This window comes from Paracoccus hibiscisoli, assembly GCF_005048265.1.
Lineage (GTDB): Bacteria > Pseudomonadota > Alphaproteobacteria > Rhodobacterales > Rhodobacteraceae > Paracoccus > Paracoccus hibiscisoli.
Map to the genome: position 1 here is coordinate 104,449 of NZ_SUNH01000012.1, position 19,993 is coordinate 124,441.

Genomic DNA, 19,993 nt, shown 5'->3' on the forward strand with positions numbered 1-19,993 from the left:
ATGGACATTCACATGGCGCCCCCCCACATGCCGACCCCAATCACCCCCCGACGCATCGCAATCATCGGCACTGGCCCGACCGGCATCTATACGCTGAGTCATCTGCTGGGGATGGGGCAGCCCCTGGCCGTCACCCTGCTGGAGCGTGGACCCCAGGCCGGGATCGGCATGCCCTATTCCTCCGAAGCGGCCAGCCGCGCCATGCTGGCCAATATCGCCAGCATCGAGATCCCGCCCGTCGTGGTCCCCTATCTGGACTGGCTGCGCGCGCGGTCGGATGCCGAACTGGGGCGCTATGGGCTGGGGCGGGGCGATCTGGATGACCGGCTGTTCACGCCGCGCCTGCTGCTGGGCGAATATTACCGCGACCAGCTGCTGATCCTGGTGCGCGACGCGCAGGCCGCCGGTCACGTCATCACCATCCGCGAGGGGACCGAGGTGCAGGACATCGCCCCGACCCCTGCCGGGCTGATGCTGGCGACCGATGCGGGCGTCGTCGGGCCGTTCGACCGGGCTGTCCTTGCGACGGGGCACCAGTTCCCCGACGCCGACGAGGCCACGCGCAGCTATTTCCCCAGCCCCTGGTCGGGCCTGATCGAGGCCCGGGTTCCCGCCTGTCGGGTGGGGGTGATGGGCACCTCGCTTAGCGCGATCGACGCGGCGATGGCGGTCGCGACCCAGCATGGCCGGTTCCGCCGCGACGGCGACGATCTGGTCTTTGACCGTGATCCGCAGGCGGAGGCGCTGCGCATCGTGCTGATGTCGCGGACCGGCATCCTGCCCGAGGCGGATTTCTATTGCCCGATCCCCTATCAGCCGCTGGCGGTGGCGACCGGCCCGGCGCTGGCCGCCTGCCTGTCGGCCCCCGCACCGCTGGACGCGGCGTTCGACCTGATCCGGGCCGAGATCATGCAGGCCGACCCGGCCTTTGCGCTACGCGTGGGCCTGGGCGGTCTGGACGCGGACAGCTTTGCCGACTCCTATTTCGCCGCGCGGGCCGAGGCCGACCCGTTCCGATGGGCCCGCCGCAACCTGGCCGAGGTCGAGCGCAACCGCGCTGACCGCGTCACCGTCGCCTGGCGCTATGCCCTGCTGCGCCTGCACGAGGCGGTGGAGGAGATCGTGGCGGAGCTGTCCGACGATGACCGCGCCCGGTTCGATGCCGGGCTTAAGAAGGTGTTCGTCGACAATTATGCCGCCGTGCCGCCGGAATCGATCCGCCGCCTGCTGGCGCTGCGCGATGCGGGCATCCTGTCGCTGCTGACCCTGGGCGAGGATTACGACCTGACCCGCGAAGGTCCCGACACGGTCATCGACCACCCCGAGGGGCGCGACCGGTTCGCGGTCTTCATCGACGCGCGCGGACAGAAGGCGCTGACCAGCGAGGATCTGCCGTTTCCGTCCCTGCGGGGCGCGCTGCTGGACCAGGATCAGGAGATCCCCGAGGTCGCGCAGGATTACAGCCTGCTGAACGCGGGCGATTTCACCGGCAGGCTGTGCCTGGCGGCCATCCCCTACCTGATGCACGACCGGCCCTTTGTGCAGGGCATCACCGCCTGCGCGGACATCGCCCAGGCCATCGCGGGCGGCATGGCCACCGGGCGCCGCCGCCGTCTGGTGTCATAGGCCCCGATTGACATAAATCAGGTCGTAATGCTTCCTGATAGCATCCATATGGATGGTATCAGGAAGGGAAACCCTATGGCCACACCATCACCGGCCCGCACGGCCGATACCGAAAAGATCACCATCAACCTGGGCTTCGTCGATCTGGGGCGCATCGACCTGCTGGTGCGCGAAGGCTTTTACGCCAGCCGCAGCGACCTGATCCGCACCGCCATCCGCGCCCAGCTGGACCGCCATGACGCGGCGGTCGCCCCCGCGATCCGGCGCGACGATTTCGTCATGGGCCTGCGCGACATCTCCCGCCCCGAACTGGAGACCCTGCAGGCCGCGCATCAGATGCTGGACCTGCGGGTCATCGGCCTGCTGCGTCTGGCCCCCGACATCACCCCCGATCTGGTGACCGCGACCATCGCCTCGGTCGAGGTGCTGGGCACCATTCAGGCACCGCCCGCCGTCAAGGCCGCGCTGCAATCCTGCCGACCCCCCAAAGGACCGCAATCATGACAAAACCCCTGACGCTGGACATGACCAAAATCACGCAGCTGATGCGCGACGGACAGCTCAGCGAAGCCACCCGGATGATCCAGACCGGCCTGTCCGGCGACGCATCCCCGCAGGTCGCGCCCCCGATGCCGTTCCCGCAGGGCGGCTTTCAGAAACCCGCCTTTGCCGCCCCGTCGCTGGACGGGCTGCGGCGCGGGGGCGGTGCCGTCACAGTGCCTCAGGGCGGCCAGTGGAGCTGGCGCACCCATCATGGCGCCGGGCAGACGCGTGAGGTGCGGGTCTATGTCCCCGCCTCGGTTGGGGAGGAGGCGCCCGCGGGTCTGCTGCTGCTGTTGCACGGCTGCACCCAGGACCCGGACGATTTCGCGCGCGGCACCGCCATCCTGCAGGCGGCGGAACGCGACCGGATGATCGTCGTGGCACCCGCCCAGCCCACCAGCGCGAACATGAACCGCTGCTGGACCTGGTTCGACCCGCGCCACGCGGCCACGGATGGCGGAGAGGCGGCGTTTCTGGTCGACCTGACCCGCACCGTCGCCCAGGAACACGCGATCCCGCCCGACAGGCGCTTTGCCGCGGGGCTGTCGGCAGGCGGCGCGATGGCGGTGATCCTGGGCGCGGTCTTTACCGATGATTTCGGGGCGGTGGCCTGCCATTCGGGCCTGCCCAACGGCGCGGCGCGCGATATGGGCGGGGCCTTTGCGGCCATGTCGCAGGGCGGACCCGGCCAAGGCGCAGGCGTCGGTTGCCGTCTGTTCGTGATCCACGGAACGGCGGATCGCACCGTCACCCCGCGCAACGGAGAGGCCGTGCTGGACCAGGCGCTGCGCCGCCAGCCCGGGCTGACCCGTCGCGCCGCCGATGCGCGGCTGGAGGGGCATGCCGTCAGCATCGGCCGTCACCGCGACGCCGACGGCCAGCTGCGCATCCAGACCTGGACGGTGCAGGGGCTGGGCCACGCCTGGTCGGGCGGCGCGCCGCAGGGCAGCCATACCGCGCCGGGTCCCGACGCGACCGAGGCGATGATGCGGTTCTTTCTAGACTGAGACCGTCCGGATGGGGGCGGGCGGAACCCGGCCCCCGGTCGCGGGTTGAGCGGCGCGCCAGACTGTGGCGCGCCGGGGACCCACCATGACATCGCAACTTTCGGGGCCGCCGCTGGCCCCCGCCGAACCGCCGCAGGATCGCACGGACATCGTCCGCATGGCCGCCTGGATGGTGGTCGGATCGGTCATCATCGGCCTGCTGTATTTCGGACAGGACGTGCTGATCCCGCTGGCCATCGCGTTCCTGGTCAGCTTTGCCCTGGGGCCGCTGGTGCGGAGTCTGGTCCGGCGCGGCGTGCCGCAGGTCGCGGCGGTGGCGCTGGTGATGCTGACGGTCATCGCGATGCTGCTGGGGCTGGGGCTGCTGATCACCTCTCAGGTCAGCGTGCTCAGCGCCGAGCTGCCGGCCTATCAATCCACCATCCGCACCAAGATCGCGGCGCTTGGCCAGTCGATGGAGGGGCCGGGCCTGTTCGACGGCGTGCTGCAGACCGTCGCCACCGTTCAGGACCAGATGGCCACCGCCCTGCAGGACGCGCCGGGCAGCGTGGCCGACCCGCTGGCGGTGACGGTGGTGGGGGACGGGCCGTCGCCCTTTTCCACGGCCATCGCCTGGCTGACGCCCGCGCTGGCGCCGCTGGCCACCCTGGGCATCGTGGTGGTGTTCGTGTTCCTGGTGCTGCTGGACCGGGGCGATCTGCGCGACCGGCTGATCCGCCTGCTGGGCGGCAATCTGCACCGCTCCACCGACGCGCTGGAGGAGGCGGGCAAGCGCATCTCGAAATATCTGCTGATGCAGCTGGTGGTGAACGTGACCTATGGCATTCCCATGGCGATCGGGCTGTGGGCCATCGGCGTGCCGGGATGGGTGCTGTGGGGGACGCTGGCCGCGATCATGCGGTTCATCCCCTATGTCGGGCCGATGCTGTCGGCGGTGTTCCCGCTGGCGCTGGCCTTTGCGGTCGATCCGGGCTGGGACATGGTGCTGATAGCGCTGGCGCTGATCCTGTTTCTGGAGCTGGTCAGCAACAACATCGTCGAGCCGCTGCTGTATGGCACCTCGACCGGGCTGTCGGCGCTGTCGCTGATCGCGGCGGCGACGTTCTGGACGGCGCTGTGGGGGCCCGTGGGTCTGATCCTGTCCACGCCGTTGACGGTCTGCCTGCTGGTCGTGGGGCGCAACCTGCCGCAGCTTGCGTTTTTCGACACGCTGCTGGGCTCCACGCCCGCGCTGGATCTGCCGACGCGCATCTATCAGCGCCTGATCGCGGATGACCCGGACGAGGCCTATGACATCGCCACAGACGCCATCGCCGCGACCGGCGTGACGGGGTTCTACAACCAGTCCGGGCTGGAGGTGCTGCGTCAGGCCAGCGACGATTTCCATGCCAATGCGCGGGTCGAGCACCGCCTGCGCGTGGTCGAGGGCATGGACAGCCTGCTGGACGACCTGCAGGAGGATCACCCCGCCGACCCGCCCGGCCCCGCCCGTATCGCCTGCATCGGCGGCAAATGGCAGGTGGATGCGATCTCGGCCCGGATGCTGGTGCATGGGCTTGCGCTGGCCGGGGTCGCGGCCGAAGTGCGGCCTGCGGGCGCGATCACCGCGCGCCAGGTCGCGGCGCTGGATCTGGAGGGGGTGGGCACGCTGTGCATCACCTCGTTCAGCCGCGACCCGGACACCGCGTTGCGCGCCACCGTGCGGCGGGTGCGACGCCGCTGGCCCGACCTGCGCATCGTCCTGGCGCTGTGGAACGCGCCCGACGGGCAGGCCGGGGCCGACCGCGCCGCGGCCCTGGGCGTCGATCAGATCGTGCTGTCCCTGGAGGAGGCCGTCCAGCGCCTGACGCCCGCCGCCCCCGCCCCGGCCCCCGCCGCCCCGGCCGAGGCCGCGCGCCTGTCCGCCCTGTCCGCCAGCGGCGTGCTGGACGGTCATGCGCGCGCCGATCTGGACGATCTGGCGATGCGGGCGGCGGATGCGTTCGACGTGGGCATGGCCTTTGTCCTGGTGCTGGAGGCCGATGCCGAATACGTCGTCGGCCAGAACATCGACCTGCCCGGACGACGCAGCGCGACCCACCCGGCGATGACCTGGCTGACGCGCGGCGATGCCCTGTCAGCCGCCATCGTGGATGAGGACCGGACGCTGGTGGTGCCCGACACGGACCGCGACGCGCGGTTTTCGGACAACCCTGCGATCCGGCAATGGCAGGGGCGGTTCTTTGCGGGCACGCCGCTGCGCACGGCGGACGGTCATGTGCTGGGCGCGCTGTGTCTGGCCGACCGCGACCCGCGCCAGATCGCGGATGCCGAACTGGACCTGCTGGACCGCATCGCCGCCGAGGCCGTGGCGCTGATGACGCGCCAGGACGCGGTGATCCCCGAACCCCGCCGCGAGGTGCCCCCGGCGCCCCGCAGCATGCTGGGCCAGCGCGTCCCGGACTAGGTCGCGCCGGGCCGGGCCATCTCGCGCGTCAGCGCGGGGGGCAGCTCGATCGCGGCGAAATCGACGGCGGGAAAGGGGGCATCGCGGCCCGCGATGGCCTGGGCATACAGGCCCTCGTGGGCGGCGATCATGCGGGTCAGGGTGAAATGCGCCTCGACCCGGGCGCGGGGCAGGGTGCGGGGGATCGCCATCGCGTCGCGCAGGGCGCGGTCCAGGCCCGCCCCGTCCGCAGCCGCCAGCCGACCAGCGGGGCCGATGACCGAGGCGGCGGCCCCCATCGCGATGGCCGCGACCGGGGTGCCGCAGGCCATCGCCTCGATCGCGGTCAGGCCGAACGGCTCGTCCCATTGCGGCGTGAACAGCAGGGCCGAGGCGCGCCCGTATTCCACCGCCAGATCCGCCGCCGCCAGATGCCCGCCAAAACGGATGTCGCCCGCCAGCAGCGGCCGGATGTGGGTGGCGAAATAATCGCCATCCTCGATCGCGCCGAACAGGGTCAGCCCGACCCCGGCACGCCGCGCGGCGGCAATGGCCAGATGCGGCGCCTTGTTCGGTGTGATGCGCCCGGCCCAGACCGCCCGCCCGTCGCCCTGCGGCGAAAAGGGCCAATCCGCCAGGTCGATGCCATTGGGCACCACATGCGCCCAAGGCGGCGGGCCGTCGGGGTAATAGGCCGCCAGGTGGCTGTCCGAACAGCCCGTGACCCGGTGCCAGGGCGCCCCGCTGTCGCGGATGGCGCGGCGCAGCGCGTCAAAGGGCGGCACATGCAGCGACGTGACCATCGGCACCCGCGCCTGCCGCGACAGGCGCGGGGGATAGCGATGCAGCGTGTTGTTGTGGATCACGTCGAACCCCATCCCCGCCATCGCCTGCAGGGCATCGGCGTGGCGGTCGTCCAGATGCGCGTTCAGCGCCGCCGTTCCGTGCCACTGATGCCAGGGATAATCGCGGTCGTAATGCTGCGCCATCAGGGGCATGACCGCCACGCGGGCACGGCTGTCGCCCGCCGCGACCAGGGTCACGTCATGGCCGCGCGCCTGCAGCGCATGGGCCAGATGGTGGGCATGCGCCTCCATCCCGCCCATGAAGGGCGCGGCGACGGGGTGGCGGCAATGCGCCATGACCGCGATGCGCAGCGGGCGTGGCGTCATTCCGCCGCCGGCAGCAGCATGTCCTGCTGGTCGTGGGCCACGCGGGTGGCGCGGTCGGCGGACAGGCGGTCGGGGGCCTGCTGCAGCTGGTCGATGACGCGGCGCGAATTGGCATAGGGCATGTGCCCCTGCTGTTCGCACAGTGCGAATTCGGCGGGCCCCGGTTCGCGCAGCACCTGCAGACCGTCCGCGGTATTGCGGATCAGCCCCATCAGGCGGAACGCATGCAGCCAGTGCTCCATCGTGCGGTGGCCCCATTTGCGGGCGAACACCTCGGTGTTGCGCAGGACGGAATGCAGGTGGTGGACGGGCGGCATGCAATGGGGGTGATACTGGTGATAGACGCGGCCCCCCGCGATCCACCAGATCGGCAGGCCCGCCTCGGACCAGGCGCGGCCGAAATCGGTATCCTCGCCGCCATAACCGGTGAAATCCTCGTCAAAGCGGGGACCGGCCAGCCAGTCGGCCCGCCACAGCGCAAAGTTCAGCGACCAGAAACAGCGATAGTCGCCGCAGGGCGCGATCCCCTGCGCGGGCGGTCCCTGGCGGTCGGAATGCTTGACCGCCAGCCCGGCAAGGCGGTCGAAATCCAGCCCCTGATCGGTGGCACCCTGGGGCAGATACAGCACCTCGCCCATGAACAGGCCGCGCCGCCCCTCCATCCGCGCCAGATAGCCCGCGATAAAATCGGGCGCGGGGATGCAATCGACATCGACAAAGACCAGCACCTGCCCGCAGGCGGCATCGGCCACCGCGTTGCGCGCCGCCGACAGCGGCAGTTCGGGCGCGGTGACGCGGATCTGGCGGATGGGAAAGTCGGTGGCGGGCAGGTCGTCATAGTCGTGGTCCTGCATCACGCCGATGATCAGCTCGCACGGTTTGTGCTGCTGGGCCTGAAAGCCCGCGACGACGTTTCTCAGATGAGCCGGGCGGCCGGCGGCGATGGTCAGGGCGGAAACGGTCGTCATGCGGGAACTCCTGTCGGGATGGGGGGTGCGGGCGCCGGGGCCCACAGGCGATGGGCCAGATCCTCCAGCCAGCGGGCGGTGCCTTGGGCGGGATCGGGCGCGATCAGGCGGGCCTGGGCTGCGGGGTCGTGCCCGTCGATGGCGGCGACCACCGCCGCGCGCCAGGCCTGCGCGCTGGAGGGCAGATGCGGCAGGTGCAGCGCCACGCCCGCGCGGGCCAGGGCCTGCGCCTTGTGGTGCTGTTCGTCGAAATAGCGCCATTCCGGCACCACGATCCACGGTCGCCCGGCGGCCAGCACCTGCGCGCAGGTTGTGTTGCCGGTCGATGAGATCACCAGATCGGCCGCTGCCACATGGGTCGCGGGGTCGTCCACCCAGCCCTTGTGGGTCAGATTGGCCCCTTGGGTCGCGTGCCAGTCGGGCTGCATCGCGCCGATGGCCAGCCAGTGCCAGTCGGGAAAGGCCCGCGCCGCGACCCCCAGGGGGGCCTGGGCAAAGCCGTTGCCGCCCGCGCCCGACACCAGCAGCGCCACGGGCCGGTCGGGGTCCAGCCCCAGGGCCGCCCGCGCCGCCGCCCGGTCGGGCAGGGGGGTGCAGGCGATGCCAAGGCCCGGCGCGTGATGGATGCGGCCCGCCAGCCCCTGCCAGTCGGGCTGGTCCAGCGCCGCGTGGAACGGCGCCAGCAGCCCCGCAGCACCCTGATAGGCGGCCTGGTGGCCCGGATCGTCGCGCTGGCCGTGCTGCAGGATCTTGACATGCGGGACCGAGCAGATGCGCGACAGCTGCGCGATCTCGGCGCTGACATCGCAGATCATCAGGGCGGGGTCCTGATCGGCGAACCAGCCGGCGATGGTGCCCATCGCCTGACGGATGCCGGGCCAGCCCAGGGGCGCGCAATGCTGCGTGTCGGGGGTGGGGACCGCGTCCATGTCGCATTCGCCGCCCGTGCGTTCGAACAGCGACGGGATGCGCAGGATGCGGGCATGGTCGGGCAGGGCGGGAAAGATGTCGTCGCGGGCGCAAAAGATGGTCACGGGCCGCGTGGGCGGCAGCGCGTTGACGATGGCCGCGCAGCGTTCCGCGTGTCCACGCCCCTGGTGGTGCACGAAATAGCCGAAGGGCCGCTGCGGGGGCGTGTCACGCATGCGGCCGCCCCCGCGCCAGGCCAAGCCGCGCCAGCCCGTCGATCACGCCCGCCGCATGGGCATGCGGGCTGCGATGCACGCGGCGGCCGCGCAGATGGGCCAGTTCGGCATAGGCGTTCGACGGCAGGATCGAGGCGCCGCTGGCGGCCAGCATGTCGGCGTCGTTGCCGCTGTCGCCCGCCGCGATGCAATCCTTTAGCGTCAGGCCGTGGCGCGCGGCCTCGAACCGGAGGGCGGCGGCCTTGCCCGCGGCCAGCGGCAGCACGTCGATGAACTGCCCATGCGAGGCGATGACCCGCGCCGCCAGCCCTGCCTGCGCCAGATCGCGCACGATCAGGCCCGCCTGCGCGGCGGTGCCGGTCAGCGACAGCTTCCAGCGGCGCTGTTCGTGGCCGGCCTGCCAGACGGGGGCGCGGGCGGCCAGCACGGCCTCGACCGCGGGGCGGTCCCATGCGGCGTCCAGCAGGGTCGCGTAATCAGAGCAGGGATGCAGGCGATCGCCCGCGCCCCACCGCCAGATCTCGGACCCGACCGAGGTGATGAACAGATCGGGCCGGGGCAGCGACCAGTCGGACAGCACGCGGCGCGCCTGCGAGACCGACCGCCCCGTGGCGACCGCGAACAGCAGGCCCGCGTCGCGCTGGCCGTGCCAGTCGACGAACCGTGCGGCGGCCTGCGTGCAGCCGGTCAGCGTGCCGTCGATGTCGCAGGCCAGCACGCGCCGGATGCCGCCGCGCGGGGCCGGGGCCGGGCGGCGCAGCGCGTCGCAGACCGCCAGCGACCGCCGCGCCCAATCGCCCCAGTCATAGGCCGCCAGCGCGCGCGCCTGCGCCTGCGCGGCACCCGCGCCGTCACCCATCAGGTCCAGGCAGGCATCGGCGATGGCCGTGGGATCGGCCGGGTCGATCAGCGCGCCGTGGCCCAGCTGCGCCAGGATGTCCACCGGGCCGCCATTGCGGGTGGCCACGACCGGAACGCCCGCCTGCGCTGCCTCGACCAGTGTGAGGCCAAAGGGCTCGTGCAGGGCCGGGTTCACGAACACGCCCCCCTGCGCCGCCCGTGCATACAGAGCGCGCAGCTGAGTCGCGTCATGGCGCGCGGGCAGGGCCACGCGCCCCCACAGCCCGTGGCGGTCGATGCGGTCGAACAGACCGCGCAGCACCGGCACATGATCGGCAGGGCCGCCCTCGATCCCGTCGCGCAGGCCCGCCAGGAGCACCAGATTGGCGTGATCCTGCAGGGCGGGGCTGGCGGCATAGGCGTCGATCAGCCCGGCCAGGTTCTTCTTGGCCACGGGGCGGGCGACGGCCAGCACGATGGGACGGCCCGGGTCGCGCAGGAACGGCGCCAGCAGCGCATCGGCCGCAGCCGTGCCCCGGTCGGGCAACAGCGTGACACCCGGCGCCAGCACATGGCTGCGCCCCTCGGCCGCCGCGCCATAGGGGCGCAGCTGGCGCTCGGCCTCGTCGCGCGAGGACAGGATGATGGCCGATGCCCCCGCGACCGCGTCGCGTTCGGCGGCGATGCGAACGCGCAACGCGGGGTCATGCGCGGCATCCGGCCTCTTTTGCAGGGCCAGCGAATGCGGGGTGTAGATCCAGGGGATGCCGAACTGTGCCTGCGCGGCCTGGGCCAGCCGGGCGGCATCGGCAAAATGCGCGTGGATCACGTCGGGGCGGCTGTCCATCGCCGCCAGCAGCGCGCAGAACGCGGCGGTCAGGGCGGGCAGTTCGGCCTCCAGCGCCTCCTTGGCCAGATAGGCACGGTTCCCGGTCGACAGGCGCAGGATGCGGGCGCGGGGGGCCAGCGGCTCGACCGGCAGGGCGTGGACGGGGTCGATGGCGTCAAAGGCGCGGGTCACGATATCAACCGCGCGCACCTGCGGCAGCGCCGCCTGCGCCAGCGCCGCGCCCAGAACATAGGCGATGTGCCCGCCCGTATCCTCGGTCACGCCATAGCGCACCGGGGCCGCCCTGAGGCAACCGCCCAGGGCCAGATGGAGAATATGCATGATGATGCCTTTCGGCCGTGTGACTGCAGACCGTGCAATCGGGTGTCTGGCAGGCCAACACGGTTCAGGACCCCCTAGTTCACTAAAAAGCGCCCGAGTAAAGAAAGATGAATTTTGTCACCGGCCCGTGATCCCGCAGGGCGGCCCGTGCGTTGCGGCCCCGATCCGCGTGAACAGGGGAACCGCCATGCATCATCGATACGTCTTTGTGGGCGGGCTGCACCGGTCCGGCACCTCGGTTCTGGCGCGGGCCATCGCGGCCCATCCTGAGGTCTCGGCCATCCGCGACGCCCCCGTCCCCGAGAACGAAGGTTGTTACCTGCAGGGCGCCATTCCCCATACCGCGCTGCATGGCAGGCCGATGCATTTCGCCGCCGACCCCGCCCAGCACCTGACCGAGGGGCATCCGCTGGACAGCCTGGCCACGCGCCAGCGGATGGAGGCCGACTGGCAGCCCTGGTTCGACCCGGACCGTCCCTGGCGGGTCGAGAAATCGCCCGTGAACCTGACGCGCATGCGCCTGTATCAGCAGTTGTTCCCGCTGTCGCAATTCGTGGTGATCCTGCGTCATCCGCAGGCGGTGGCGGCCGCTGTGGGCGGGTGGGTGTCGGACCCGGCACCGGCGCTGATCGATCACTGGCTGGCCGCGCATCACCGCATGGCGCAGGATCTGGCGCATCTGCACGCCGCGCTGGTGCTGCGCTATGAGGATCTGGTGGCCGATCCTGCGGGCACGCTGGCGCGGGTGATGGCGTTCCTGTCATTGACGCCCACCGCACCGCCCGAGCCGCTGACCGACGGCAATGCCCGCCACGCCCCTGACGTCCCGCGCATGAGCAGCGCGCAGATCCGGGCGGCGGCGCGGTGGGGCTATGGCCCCGATCTGGAGGTGACGCCGTGGCAGCCGCTGGTCAGCCACCCGCTGCGCGCGGTGCGCGACCGGGTGGCCGTTCCCGCCTGACAGGCGGGGTTATCCACAATTTCCGGGGACAGATCCGGGGATAGCCGCGGATTGTCCCGCCTTGTCAGGGGGCTACGGTCCTGCTGAAACCGCAGCCCCCACGCCGTTCAGCGATACAGCAGCACCGGGATGGTCACCGCCTGCACCAATGCTGTCGTGGTCGACCCGATGATCAGCCGGCGGATGCGCGAATGGCCATAGGCGCCCATCACCAGCAGATCGAACCCCTCATCTGCGACCAGCGTCTGCAGCACGTCGTCGGGGTGGCCGGGCAGGATGCGCGCGGTGGCGTCCAGCCCGGCATCGGTCAGCTGCGCCACGGACTGATCTATTGCCGCGCCCAGGGGCCCCGCGCCGGTGTCGACATGCAGCACGGTGATCTGCAGCCCGCGAAAGACCGGGCTGTCGGCCATGCGCGCGATCGCCTTGCGGGCCGAGGCGCTGCCGTCGAACGCCACCAGCACCCGCCCGATCGGACGGAATGCCCGTGCCGCGACAAAGACCGGCACGCTGACCGCGCGCACGATCCGCTCCAGGTTGGAGCCCAGATGGCCGCTGGCGAAATCGGCGCCCTCGCCGCGCTTGCCGATGACGATGGCGCGCAGGCCGGGTTCGGCCTGGCGGACCTCCTCCAGCAGATCGCCGCGCCGCAGATGCGGGGTGACGGATGCCTGCCCGTCCGCGCCCAGCAGGGCCTGCGCATCATCCAGGATGGCGCGGCCCCGCGCCTGCGCCAGACGTGCGCGCTGTGCATCGGTGGCGGCCAGCTCCTCCAGCAGGGCGCTGCGGGCACCCAGGGTCAGCGCGCCAGACAGGTTCTGGGCGGACCCGCCCCCCTCGCGGCGGCCGATGACATGCATCACGTCCACCGCCGCGTTCAGCCGCGCGGCGATCCACGCGGCATGGCGGCAGACGCTGTCGGAATAGGCGGACCCGTCCACCAAAGCCAGGATCTTGTCGGTCATGGTGATGCTCCTCAATGGGCGGTCAGCTTGTCCAGCGCGCCGGGCTTGTCATGGATGGCCAGGCGGTCGACCAGCGTTTCGGAGGCCTCGTTCATGCCGATCAGGCGCACCTCGGCCCCGGCGCGGCGGAACTTGAGGATCGCCATGTCCAGCGCCTGCACGGAACTGATGTCCCAGATATGCGCGCCGCTGACGTCGATTGTCACGACCTCGACCGCCTCGCGGAAATCGAAGGCGTTGGCGAAATCCTCGGCCGAGCCGTAGAACAGCTGACCCTCGACCACATAGGTCCGTTCCCGCCCGTCCGCCGAAAGGGTCGAGCGGATGCGGAACAGCTGCGCGATCTTGGCCGCGAAGAAGATCCCCGACAGCATTACGCCCACCAGCACCCCGATGGCCAGGTTATGCGTCCACACCACCGTGGCCACCGTTGCCAGCATCACCACCGATGACGACCGCGGATGCGTGCGCAGGTTGGCGATGGACGACCAGCTGAACGTGCCGATCGACACCATGATCATGATCGCGACCAGCGCGGGCATGGGAATGATGCCCACCAGATCGCCCAGGCCCACCACCAGGATCAGCAGCACGACCCCCGCAGTAAAGGACGACAGCCGCCCCCGCCCGCCGGATTTGACGTTGATGATCGACTGTCCGATCATCGCGCAGCCCGCCATGCCGCCGATAAAGCCGGTGGCGGTATTGGCGATGCCCTGGCCCACGCATTCCTGATTGCGGTTCGATCGGGTGTCGGTCAGCTCATCGACGATGTTCTGCGTCATCAGGCTTTCCAGCAGGCCCACGATGGCCACCGCAAAGGAATAGGGCAGGATGATCAGCAGCGTGTCCAGGTTCAGCGGAATGTCCGGGATCAGGAAGACCGGCAGCGTGTCTGGCAGCGCGCCCATGTCGCCCACCGTGCGCACGTCCCAGCCCGTCACCCAGATCAGCGCCGTCAGCACGATGATCGTGACCAGCGGCGAGGGGATCGCCGTGGTCAGGCGCGGCACCAGATAGATGATCGCCAGCCCCGCCGCGACCAGCGCCCAGGTCAGCCAGGTGACGCCGGGATTGGCCAGGTCCAGCTCTGGCAGCTGCGCCATGAAGATCAGGATCGCCAGCGCATTCACGAACCCGGTCATCACCGATTTCGACACATAGCGCATGTAGCGGCCCAGCTGCAGCAGGCCCGCGCCGATCTGGATCAGCCCGGCCAGCACGGTGGCCGCCAGCAGGTATTCCAGCCCGTAATCGCGCACCAGCGTGATCATCAGCACCGCCGTCGCCGCCGTCGCGGCCGAGATCATGCCGGGCCTGCCGCCCACGATGGCCGTGATCACCGCGATGGAAAAGCTGGCATACAGCCCCACCTTGGGGTCCACGCCCGCGATGATGGAAAAGGCGATCGCCTCGGGGATCAGGGCCAGGGCCACGACCAGCCCGGCCAGCAGGTCGGGACGGATGTTGCCGAACCATTGGCTGCGATATTCGGAAAATGATGTCATATGGTATCCAATTTCCCCGCACCGGCTGGTTCCGTCCGGAACGTCGCGGCATCGACGCGGGGCCTGTCAGAGGATTGTCCGGCGGATCGGCGGCCGGAAGAGCCACCCGGGCTTTCACCGGGGTCCTTGCGCATGGGCACGCTTATAGGCGGGCAGGCGCAAAAGGCAACCGTCCTGACCGCGCGCCGTGGCCCGGCCCCTGGCGGGTGCTGATGCGCGGTTGCCGGACTGCCTGCCCACGGCGCCCATCGCCCGCCAAACGCGCAATACCACCCGAAGAACGCGGTTTCGCGGCCAGGGCGCTTGCCAGTCCGCCCTGTCGAACCATAGGGTGAACCATTGCAAAGTGGTTCGCCGCCGACCGTGACCATTGCGGCGGCGACCGCCCCTCCGGCCCTGTCACGGGGCCGGGCCTCATGCGGCCCGCACGGGCCGCCCATGACAAACAAGACGGGGAGATGTCAGATGAAAACAACCGCCTTCATGGCCACGCTGCTGGGCACGGTCGCCCTTGGCGGCATGGCCTTTGCCGCCGATCTGCGGATCGGCCTGAACGAGGACCCGGATTCGCTGGACCCGGCGCAGTCGCGGACCTTCGTGTCGTCGCTGGTCTATGAATCGCTGTGTGCGCGCCTGTTCAACACCAATACCGACATGGAGATCATCCCCGAGCTGGCCACCGACTGGTCCTGGTCCGAGGACGGGATGACCCTGGTGCTGCAGCTGCGCGAGGGGGTCACCCATCACGACGGCACGCCCTTTGACGCGGCCAGCGCGGCCCGCGTGCTGGACCGCAATATGACCCTGCAGGAAAGCCGCCGCCGCGGAGAGCTGTCCTCGATCGCCGCGGTCGAGGCCACGGGCGATCATGAGCTGACCATCACCCTGAACGCGCCCGACGTGACGCTGCTGGCGCAGCTGGCCCATCACGCGGGCCGCATGTATTCGCCCGACGCCGCCGAAGAGGCCGGGGCCGCCTTCGGCACGCGCCCGGTCTGCACCGGCCCCTATGCCTTTGTCGACCGCGTCGAGGGCGACCGCATCGTGCTGGAGAAATTCGCGGATCACTGGGAGGCGGACGAGTATCACTATGACCGGGTGATCTATCAGCCGATCCCGGACACGACCGTGCGCCTGGCCAATGTCCGTTCGGGCGATCTGGACATCATCGAACGCACCGCGCCGTCCGACGTGCCCGGCATCCGCGAGGACAGCCGCCTGCAGCTGTTCGAGGTGCCCAATATCGGCTATCAGGGCATCACCGTGAACGTGGCCAACGGCCCGCGCGCCGAAGGGCCGCTTGGGTCGAACCCGCTGGTGCGTCAGGCGCTGTCGCTGTCCATCGACCGCGAGGCGCTGAACCAGGTCGTCTTCGAGGGCGAATACGTGGTCGGCAACCAATGGGCCGCGCCCGGCACCGCCTGGTATGACGACAACGACCCGCTGCCCGCCCGCGACATCGACCGCGCCCGCGAACTGCTGGCCGAGGCCGGGGTCGAGACCCCCATCCGCATCGAGATGCAGATCGGCAACAACCCCATCGCCCAGCAGGTGGGCCAGGTGGTGCAGGCCATGGCCTCCGAGGCGGGCTTTGACATCTCGCTGCGCGCGACGGAGTTCGCGACGCTGTTGGCCGAGAACGTGGCCGGCAATTTCGACATGTCGCTGCAGGGCTGGTCGGGGCGCATCGACCCGGATGCCAACATCCACCCCTTTGTCGGCAGCGACGGCGCCAACAACGACCAGCACTATCGCAACGACCAGGTCGATGCCCTGCTGGCCGAGGCGCGCACCCTGCCCGATACGGATGCCCGCAAGGCGCTGTATGACCAGACGCGCGACATCCTCAAGAACGACCTGCCGCTGATCTATCTGTACCACATCAAGTATTTCTACACGATGCGGACGGGGATCGAAGGGTTCGAACCCTATGCCGACGGCATCATCCGCCTGAAGGGCGTGTCGGGCTGACGCCCCCTGCCGCCCGCCCGGCATGACCGGGCGGGCGGCACCCGGACCTGCGCATCGCCTGCCCTGGGGCGACCGAACCCGCCCGCATTCGCGGTCCGGGTGAAAATGCGTGCTTGAAATATGGCGCGGAACAGGCATGGCTGCACGCCGTGGCCGGAGAACCGGTCACGCCGGCGTGATCGTCCGTGCCGTGGCGCGATCGCGCGGGCCCCACCGCTCAACGAGGCGACCCGGCCCCGCCGAAGGTCGCCCGCCCTTTCAGGGAGGTTTCTCTCATGTCCCGACGCCTGTCGCTCTGGCTTGTCGCGCTGGTCATCCTGTCCTGCTTTGCCGTGCCCTATGCCCTGATCGGGCATGTGGCCGCCTGGTATGGCAGCTTTCTGTTCTGGTGCTTGGCCGGTCTGGCCATCATCGTGCTGAACATCACCGCCACCGCCGGTTTCACGGAGGAGGGCGAATGACCCTGTCGCTGGTTCTGTGGGGCATCGCGATCTATGTCGTGCTGTCGATGGCCGTGGCCTGGGCGTCGCGGTCGGGCGCGCCGGGGTCGATGTCGGGCTATTTCCTGGGCAACCGCAAGATGGGCGGCATCGTCCTGGCGCTCAGCTATTCGGCGACGACCTATTCGGCCTTCATGATGGTGGGGCTGGCAGGGCTGACCTATCGCGGCGGCGTCGGCGCTCTGGGGTTCGAGATCGTGTATTTCGCGGGCGTCACCCTGGTCGCCATCTTCGGCCCGCGCTTCTGGCGGGTCGGGCGGATGCACGGCGTCGTCACCCCGTTCGAGATGTTGGGCCTGCGCTATGGCAGCAAATGGGTCGCGGTGCTGGCGGGGCTGACCAGCCTGGTCTTCCTGATCCCCTATTCGGCGGTGCAGCTGTCCGGCGTGGGTTATCTGCTGTCGGGCATGACCCAGGGCCAGATCAGCTTTGGCACCGGCATCCTGATCGCCACGGTGCTGGCGATCCTGTTTTCCTGGATCGCGGGCATCCGGTCCGTGATGTGGACCGACAGCCTGCAGGCGCTGGTGATGATCGTGGCGTCGGTCGCGGTCTGCGGGCTGGTGGTGGCGGAACTGGGCGGGTTCTTCAGCCTGTTCGACCGCATCGTCCAGGCGTCGCCCGCGCATCTGCAGGTGCCGGGGCCGGGTCTGTTCAGCTTTGCGACCTTCCTGGGGATGTCGCTGCCGTGGTTCTTCTTCGCCATCTCGAACCCGCAGGTCAGCCAGCGGCTGTTCATGCCGGCATCGCTGGCGGCGATGCGGCGGATGCTGATCATCTTCCTGTGCTTCGGGCTGGTCTATACCATCGTTTCGGTGATCTGGGGCTTTTCGGCCTTCGTGCTGTTCCCGGGGCTGGAGCGGCCGGACCTGGCGACCGCGACGCTGCTGTCGTCCTCCTATGTCCCGCCGGTTCTGGGGGTGATCGTGATGATCGGCATCATGGCGGCGGCGATCTCGACCATCGATTCGATCCTGCTGACGCTGTCGTCGATCTTCGCGCGCGACGTCTATGGCAACCTGACGGGCGATCACGACGATGCCCGCCAGCTGCGCATCGGCAAATGGGTGATCCCGGTGATCTCGTTGCTGGCGATGGGCTTTGCCGCGATGGAGTTCAGCATGATCGCCATCCTCTCGGTCGCAAGCTCGGTCGGGCTGGTGGTGATCGTGCCCGCGACCATCGGCGCGTTCTTCTGGCGGCGCGGCACGGCGGCGGGGGCGATCGCCTCCATCGCGGGCGGGGTCGCCTTCGTCACGGTGATGTATCTGACCGGAAACGCGCTGATGGGGCTGAATGCGGGGGTGCTGGGCTTTCCGGTGGCCTGCGTGATCTTCGTCGCGGTCAGCCTGGTCACGCGCCCCCGGCCCGGACAGGTTCTGGAGGGGTTCGTGAATGACCGCCGGACATCGGTCGCGAGACGGGTTCGCCCCGCCTGAGGCACCCGGATGCGCGGCCTAGCGGCTGCGCATCCGGCTTTCGGCCAGCAGGCCCTCCTCGTTCAGGATGGGGTGGGCCACGGCCACGAAATGCGCGTTGATCCGTTTCAGGTCGCGCAGGATGTCCAGATGCAGCGAGGATGTCTCGCGGCTCTGGTCCAGGCCCTCGCGCAGGCGGATCAGGTGGCGCTGCGCGGATTGGCGTTCGAAATTGCGGATCTCGACCTTCTGCTCCATCATCTGACGGGCCAGGTCCATGTCGCGGGTCATGAAGATGGTCTGGGCGATGCGCAGTGTCTCCTGGGTCATCAGGAACATCGCGTCCAGCTCCTTGTAGCCGGCATCGGAAAAGCGCAGGCCCAGGCCGATCTTCTTGCGCACGCCGGCGGCCAGGCCCTTTTCGATGATGTCGCCCACATGCTCCAGGTTGATGACGTAATCCAGGATGGTGATGGACCGGCGGCGGTCATCCTCATCCGCGTCGCGGCCAAGGCGGGACAGATAGGTCTTGACCTGCTGCTGGCGCAGATCGACGCGGTCCTCCAGCGTCACCACCTCGGCCAGGGGGGCGGCGTCGTTCTTGCGAAAGGCCAGCCGCGTCTGGTCCAGCATCCGCCCCACATCGTCACCGATCGACAGCGCCTGACGGCTGGCCCCGGCCAAAGCCAGGGGCGGCTGGTCCAGCGCGGCCTCGTCCAGCCAGCGGGGCAGGGCGTCCTCGACCGGGGGCAGGTCGGGCTGCGCCCGCTCCAACAGGCGCGACAGCAGGCCTGCAAAGGGCCAGATCACCGCCGCCAGCGCCAGGTTGAAGCCCAGATGCGCCGCCACCGGCAGCGCGGTCATGCCGGGCGCGGCCCACAGGATCAGCTGCGCCGCCTGCTGCGCGACCGGCAGCACGGCCAGACAGCCGAGGGCGCGCACCAGCAGATTGCCGATGGTCAACCGCCGTGCCGCCATGTCGGCCCCCGCGGTCACCAGCACGGGCGGGATCGCGCCGCCGATATTCGCGCCCAGGACCAGCACCACGGCAAGCCCCGCGGGCAGGTCCAGCGACGCGATCAGCAGCACCGCGGCCAGCGAGGATGAACAGACCGCCGCGATCACCGCGGCAAAGATCAGCGCCACGGGCCAGGCGCTGTCCAGCATGGTCAGGAAGGCGGCCATCTGGGGCGCCTCGCGCAGGGGTTCGGTGCCCTGGCTCAGCAGCGACAGCGACACCAGCATCAGCCCCAGCCCGATCAGCGACCGCCCCACGCCCGCAACCACGGGATGGGCGCGTCGCGCGGTCGCCACCCCCGCCAGGATCAGCGCCGGGGCGATGACGCCGATGCCCGACGACACGATCACCGCGGTGATGGCCGTGCCGACATTGGCGCCCAGCAGCACGATCTGGGCCATGCGCCCCGCGATCATGCCGCGCCCGACGAAGGATGCCGTCAACAGCGCCGTTGCGGTCGAGGATTGCAGCCCAAGCGTTGCCACCAGCCCCGACAGAAAGGCGCGCGGCCCGTTGCGCGTGCCCAGCCCCAGGGCGGTCTTGAGCCGCAGCCCAAAGGCCGTGGTCACGCCGTCGCGGACCAGCCCCAGCCCAAACAGAAGCAGGGCCACCGCGCCGCCGATCTGAAGGAACACAATGATCGAGTCCATGGGACATCCTCAAGACGATGGGCGGAACGCCCGCCCCTTCACTCTGCTCCCCTGAACCGCGCCGTCAAGCGAATGTCACGGCGTCACCATATTCTTTCGTGCATG

General features: G+C 69.8%; 15 protein-coding genes and 1 other annotated feature. Of the genes, 8 read left to right on the forward strand and 7 right to left on the reverse strand.

What is annotated here, in order from left to right; all coding sequences use genetic code 11:
• Positions 1 to 12 precede the first annotated feature (12 nt).
• The 4 genes from FA740_RS09815 (at position 13) to FA740_RS09830 (ending at position 5,622) form a co-directional block, all read left to right on the forward strand.
• Positions 13 to 1,626, forward strand: coding sequence for an FAD/NAD(P)-binding protein (locus tag FA740_RS09815; RefSeq protein WP_246053569.1), 1,614 nt, complete (start codon positions 13 to 15; stop codon positions 1,624 to 1,626).
• Positions 1,627 to 1,701: 75 nt separating this feature from the next.
• Positions 1,702 to 2,130: a CopG family transcriptional regulator gene (locus FA740_RS09820; protein WP_136856596.1), complete on the forward strand. Its 429-nt coding sequence runs from the start codon at positions 1,702 to 1,704 to the stop codon at positions 2,128 to 2,130.
• Entirely contained in the window at positions 2,127 to 3,176 is a 1,050-nt protein-coding gene (locus tag FA740_RS09825) for an extracellular catalytic domain type 1 short-chain-length polyhydroxyalkanoate depolymerase (protein ID WP_136856597.1), read from the forward strand. Before FA740_RS09820 ends, FA740_RS09825 begins: the two co-directional genes overlap by 4 nt.
• A gap of 85 nt (positions 3,177 to 3,261) precedes the next feature.
• Complete coding sequence (locus tag FA740_RS09830) at positions 3,262 to 5,622, forward strand: AI-2E family transporter (RefSeq protein ID WP_136856598.1); 2,361 nt, start codon at positions 3,262 to 3,264, stop codon at positions 5,620 to 5,622.
• Here FA740_RS09830 and FA740_RS09835 read toward each other — a convergent pair.
• Genes FA740_RS09835 through FA740_RS09850 form a run of 4 tightly spaced genes read right to left on the reverse strand, consistent with a single transcriptional unit; the run spans position 5,619 to position 10,897 of the window.
• Positions 5,619 to 6,773 (reverse strand): glycosyltransferase, encoded by a 1,155-nt coding sequence (locus FA740_RS09835; protein WP_211243679.1) that lies wholly within the window; start codon positions 6,771 to 6,773, stop codon positions 5,619 to 5,621. The genes FA740_RS09830 and FA740_RS09835 overlap by 4 nt on opposite strands.
• On the reverse strand, positions 6,770 to 7,741 hold the full coding sequence (locus FA740_RS09840) for a glycosyltransferase (RefSeq protein ID WP_136856599.1): 972 nt from the start codon (positions 7,739 to 7,741) through the stop codon (positions 6,770 to 6,772). Before FA740_RS09840 ends, FA740_RS09835 begins: the two co-directional genes overlap by 4 nt.
• Entirely contained in the window at positions 7,738 to 8,886 is a 1,149-nt protein-coding gene (locus FA740_RS09845; protein WP_136856600.1) for a glycosyltransferase, read from the reverse strand. The genes FA740_RS09840 and FA740_RS09845 overlap by 4 nt, the downstream gene beginning before the upstream one ends.
• On the reverse strand, positions 8,879 to 10,897 hold the full coding sequence (locus FA740_RS09850) for an HAD-IIB family hydrolase (protein WP_136856601.1): 2,019 nt from the start codon (positions 10,895 to 10,897) through the stop codon (positions 8,879 to 8,881). The genes FA740_RS09845 and FA740_RS09850 overlap by 8 nt, the downstream gene beginning before the upstream one ends.
• A gap of 187 nt (positions 10,898 to 11,084) precedes the next feature.
• On the opposite strand from FA740_RS09850, the gene FA740_RS09855 reads away from it, so the two are divergent.
• The gene (locus FA740_RS09855) at positions 11,085 to 11,858 is read left to right on the forward strand and encodes a sulfotransferase family protein (protein WP_136856602.1); all 774 of its coding nucleotides are present in this window, start codon (positions 11,085 to 11,087) and stop codon (positions 11,856 to 11,858) included.
• Between the two features lie 107 nt (positions 11,859 to 11,965).
• On the opposite strand, the gene FA740_RS09860 is transcribed toward FA740_RS09855, so the two are convergent.
• Entirely contained in the window at positions 11,966 to 12,823 is an 858-nt protein-coding gene (locus FA740_RS09860; RefSeq protein WP_136856603.1) for a universal stress protein, read from the reverse strand.
• An 11-nt stretch (positions 12,824 to 12,834) separates the two neighbouring features.
• Entirely contained in the window at positions 12,835 to 14,331 is a 1,497-nt protein-coding gene (locus FA740_RS09865) for a SulP family inorganic anion transporter (RefSeq protein WP_136856604.1), read from the reverse strand.
• A 72-nt stretch (positions 14,332 to 14,403) separates the two neighbouring features.
• Positions 14,404 to 14,460: a sequence feature (sul1 is cis-regulatory element that is thought to sense ions involved in sulfur or methionine metabolism; They are found in Alphaproteobacteria), on the reverse strand.
• Positions 14,461 to 14,796: 336 nt separating this feature from the next.
• Here FA740_RS09865 and FA740_RS09870 point away from each other — a divergent pair.
• From FA740_RS09870 to FA740_RS09880, 3 genes are all read left to right on the forward strand, one after another.
• Positions 14,797 to 16,302, forward strand: a complete 1,506-nt coding sequence (locus tag FA740_RS09870; RefSeq protein ID WP_136856605.1) for an ABC transporter substrate-binding protein — start codon at positions 14,797 to 14,799, stop codon at positions 16,300 to 16,302.
• 275 nt (positions 16,303 to 16,577) lie between these two features.
• Complete coding sequence (locus FA740_RS09875; RefSeq protein ID WP_136856606.1) at positions 16,578 to 16,763, forward strand: hypothetical protein; 186 nt, start codon at positions 16,578 to 16,580, stop codon at positions 16,761 to 16,763.
• Positions 16,760 to 18,241 (forward strand): sodium:solute symporter family protein, encoded by a 1,482-nt coding sequence (locus FA740_RS09880; RefSeq protein WP_136856607.1) that lies wholly within the window; start codon positions 16,760 to 16,762, stop codon positions 18,239 to 18,241. The genes FA740_RS09875 and FA740_RS09880 overlap by 4 nt, the downstream gene beginning before the upstream one ends.
• Before the next feature lie 18 nt (positions 18,242 to 18,259).
• Here the strand turns inward: FA740_RS09880 and FA740_RS09885 are convergent, their stop codons facing one another.
• Positions 18,260 to 19,888 (reverse strand): Na/Pi cotransporter family protein, encoded by a 1,629-nt coding sequence (locus tag FA740_RS09885; protein ID WP_136856608.1) that lies wholly within the window; start codon positions 19,886 to 19,888, stop codon positions 18,260 to 18,262.
• Between the last annotated feature and the right edge of the window lie 105 nt (positions 19,889 to 19,993).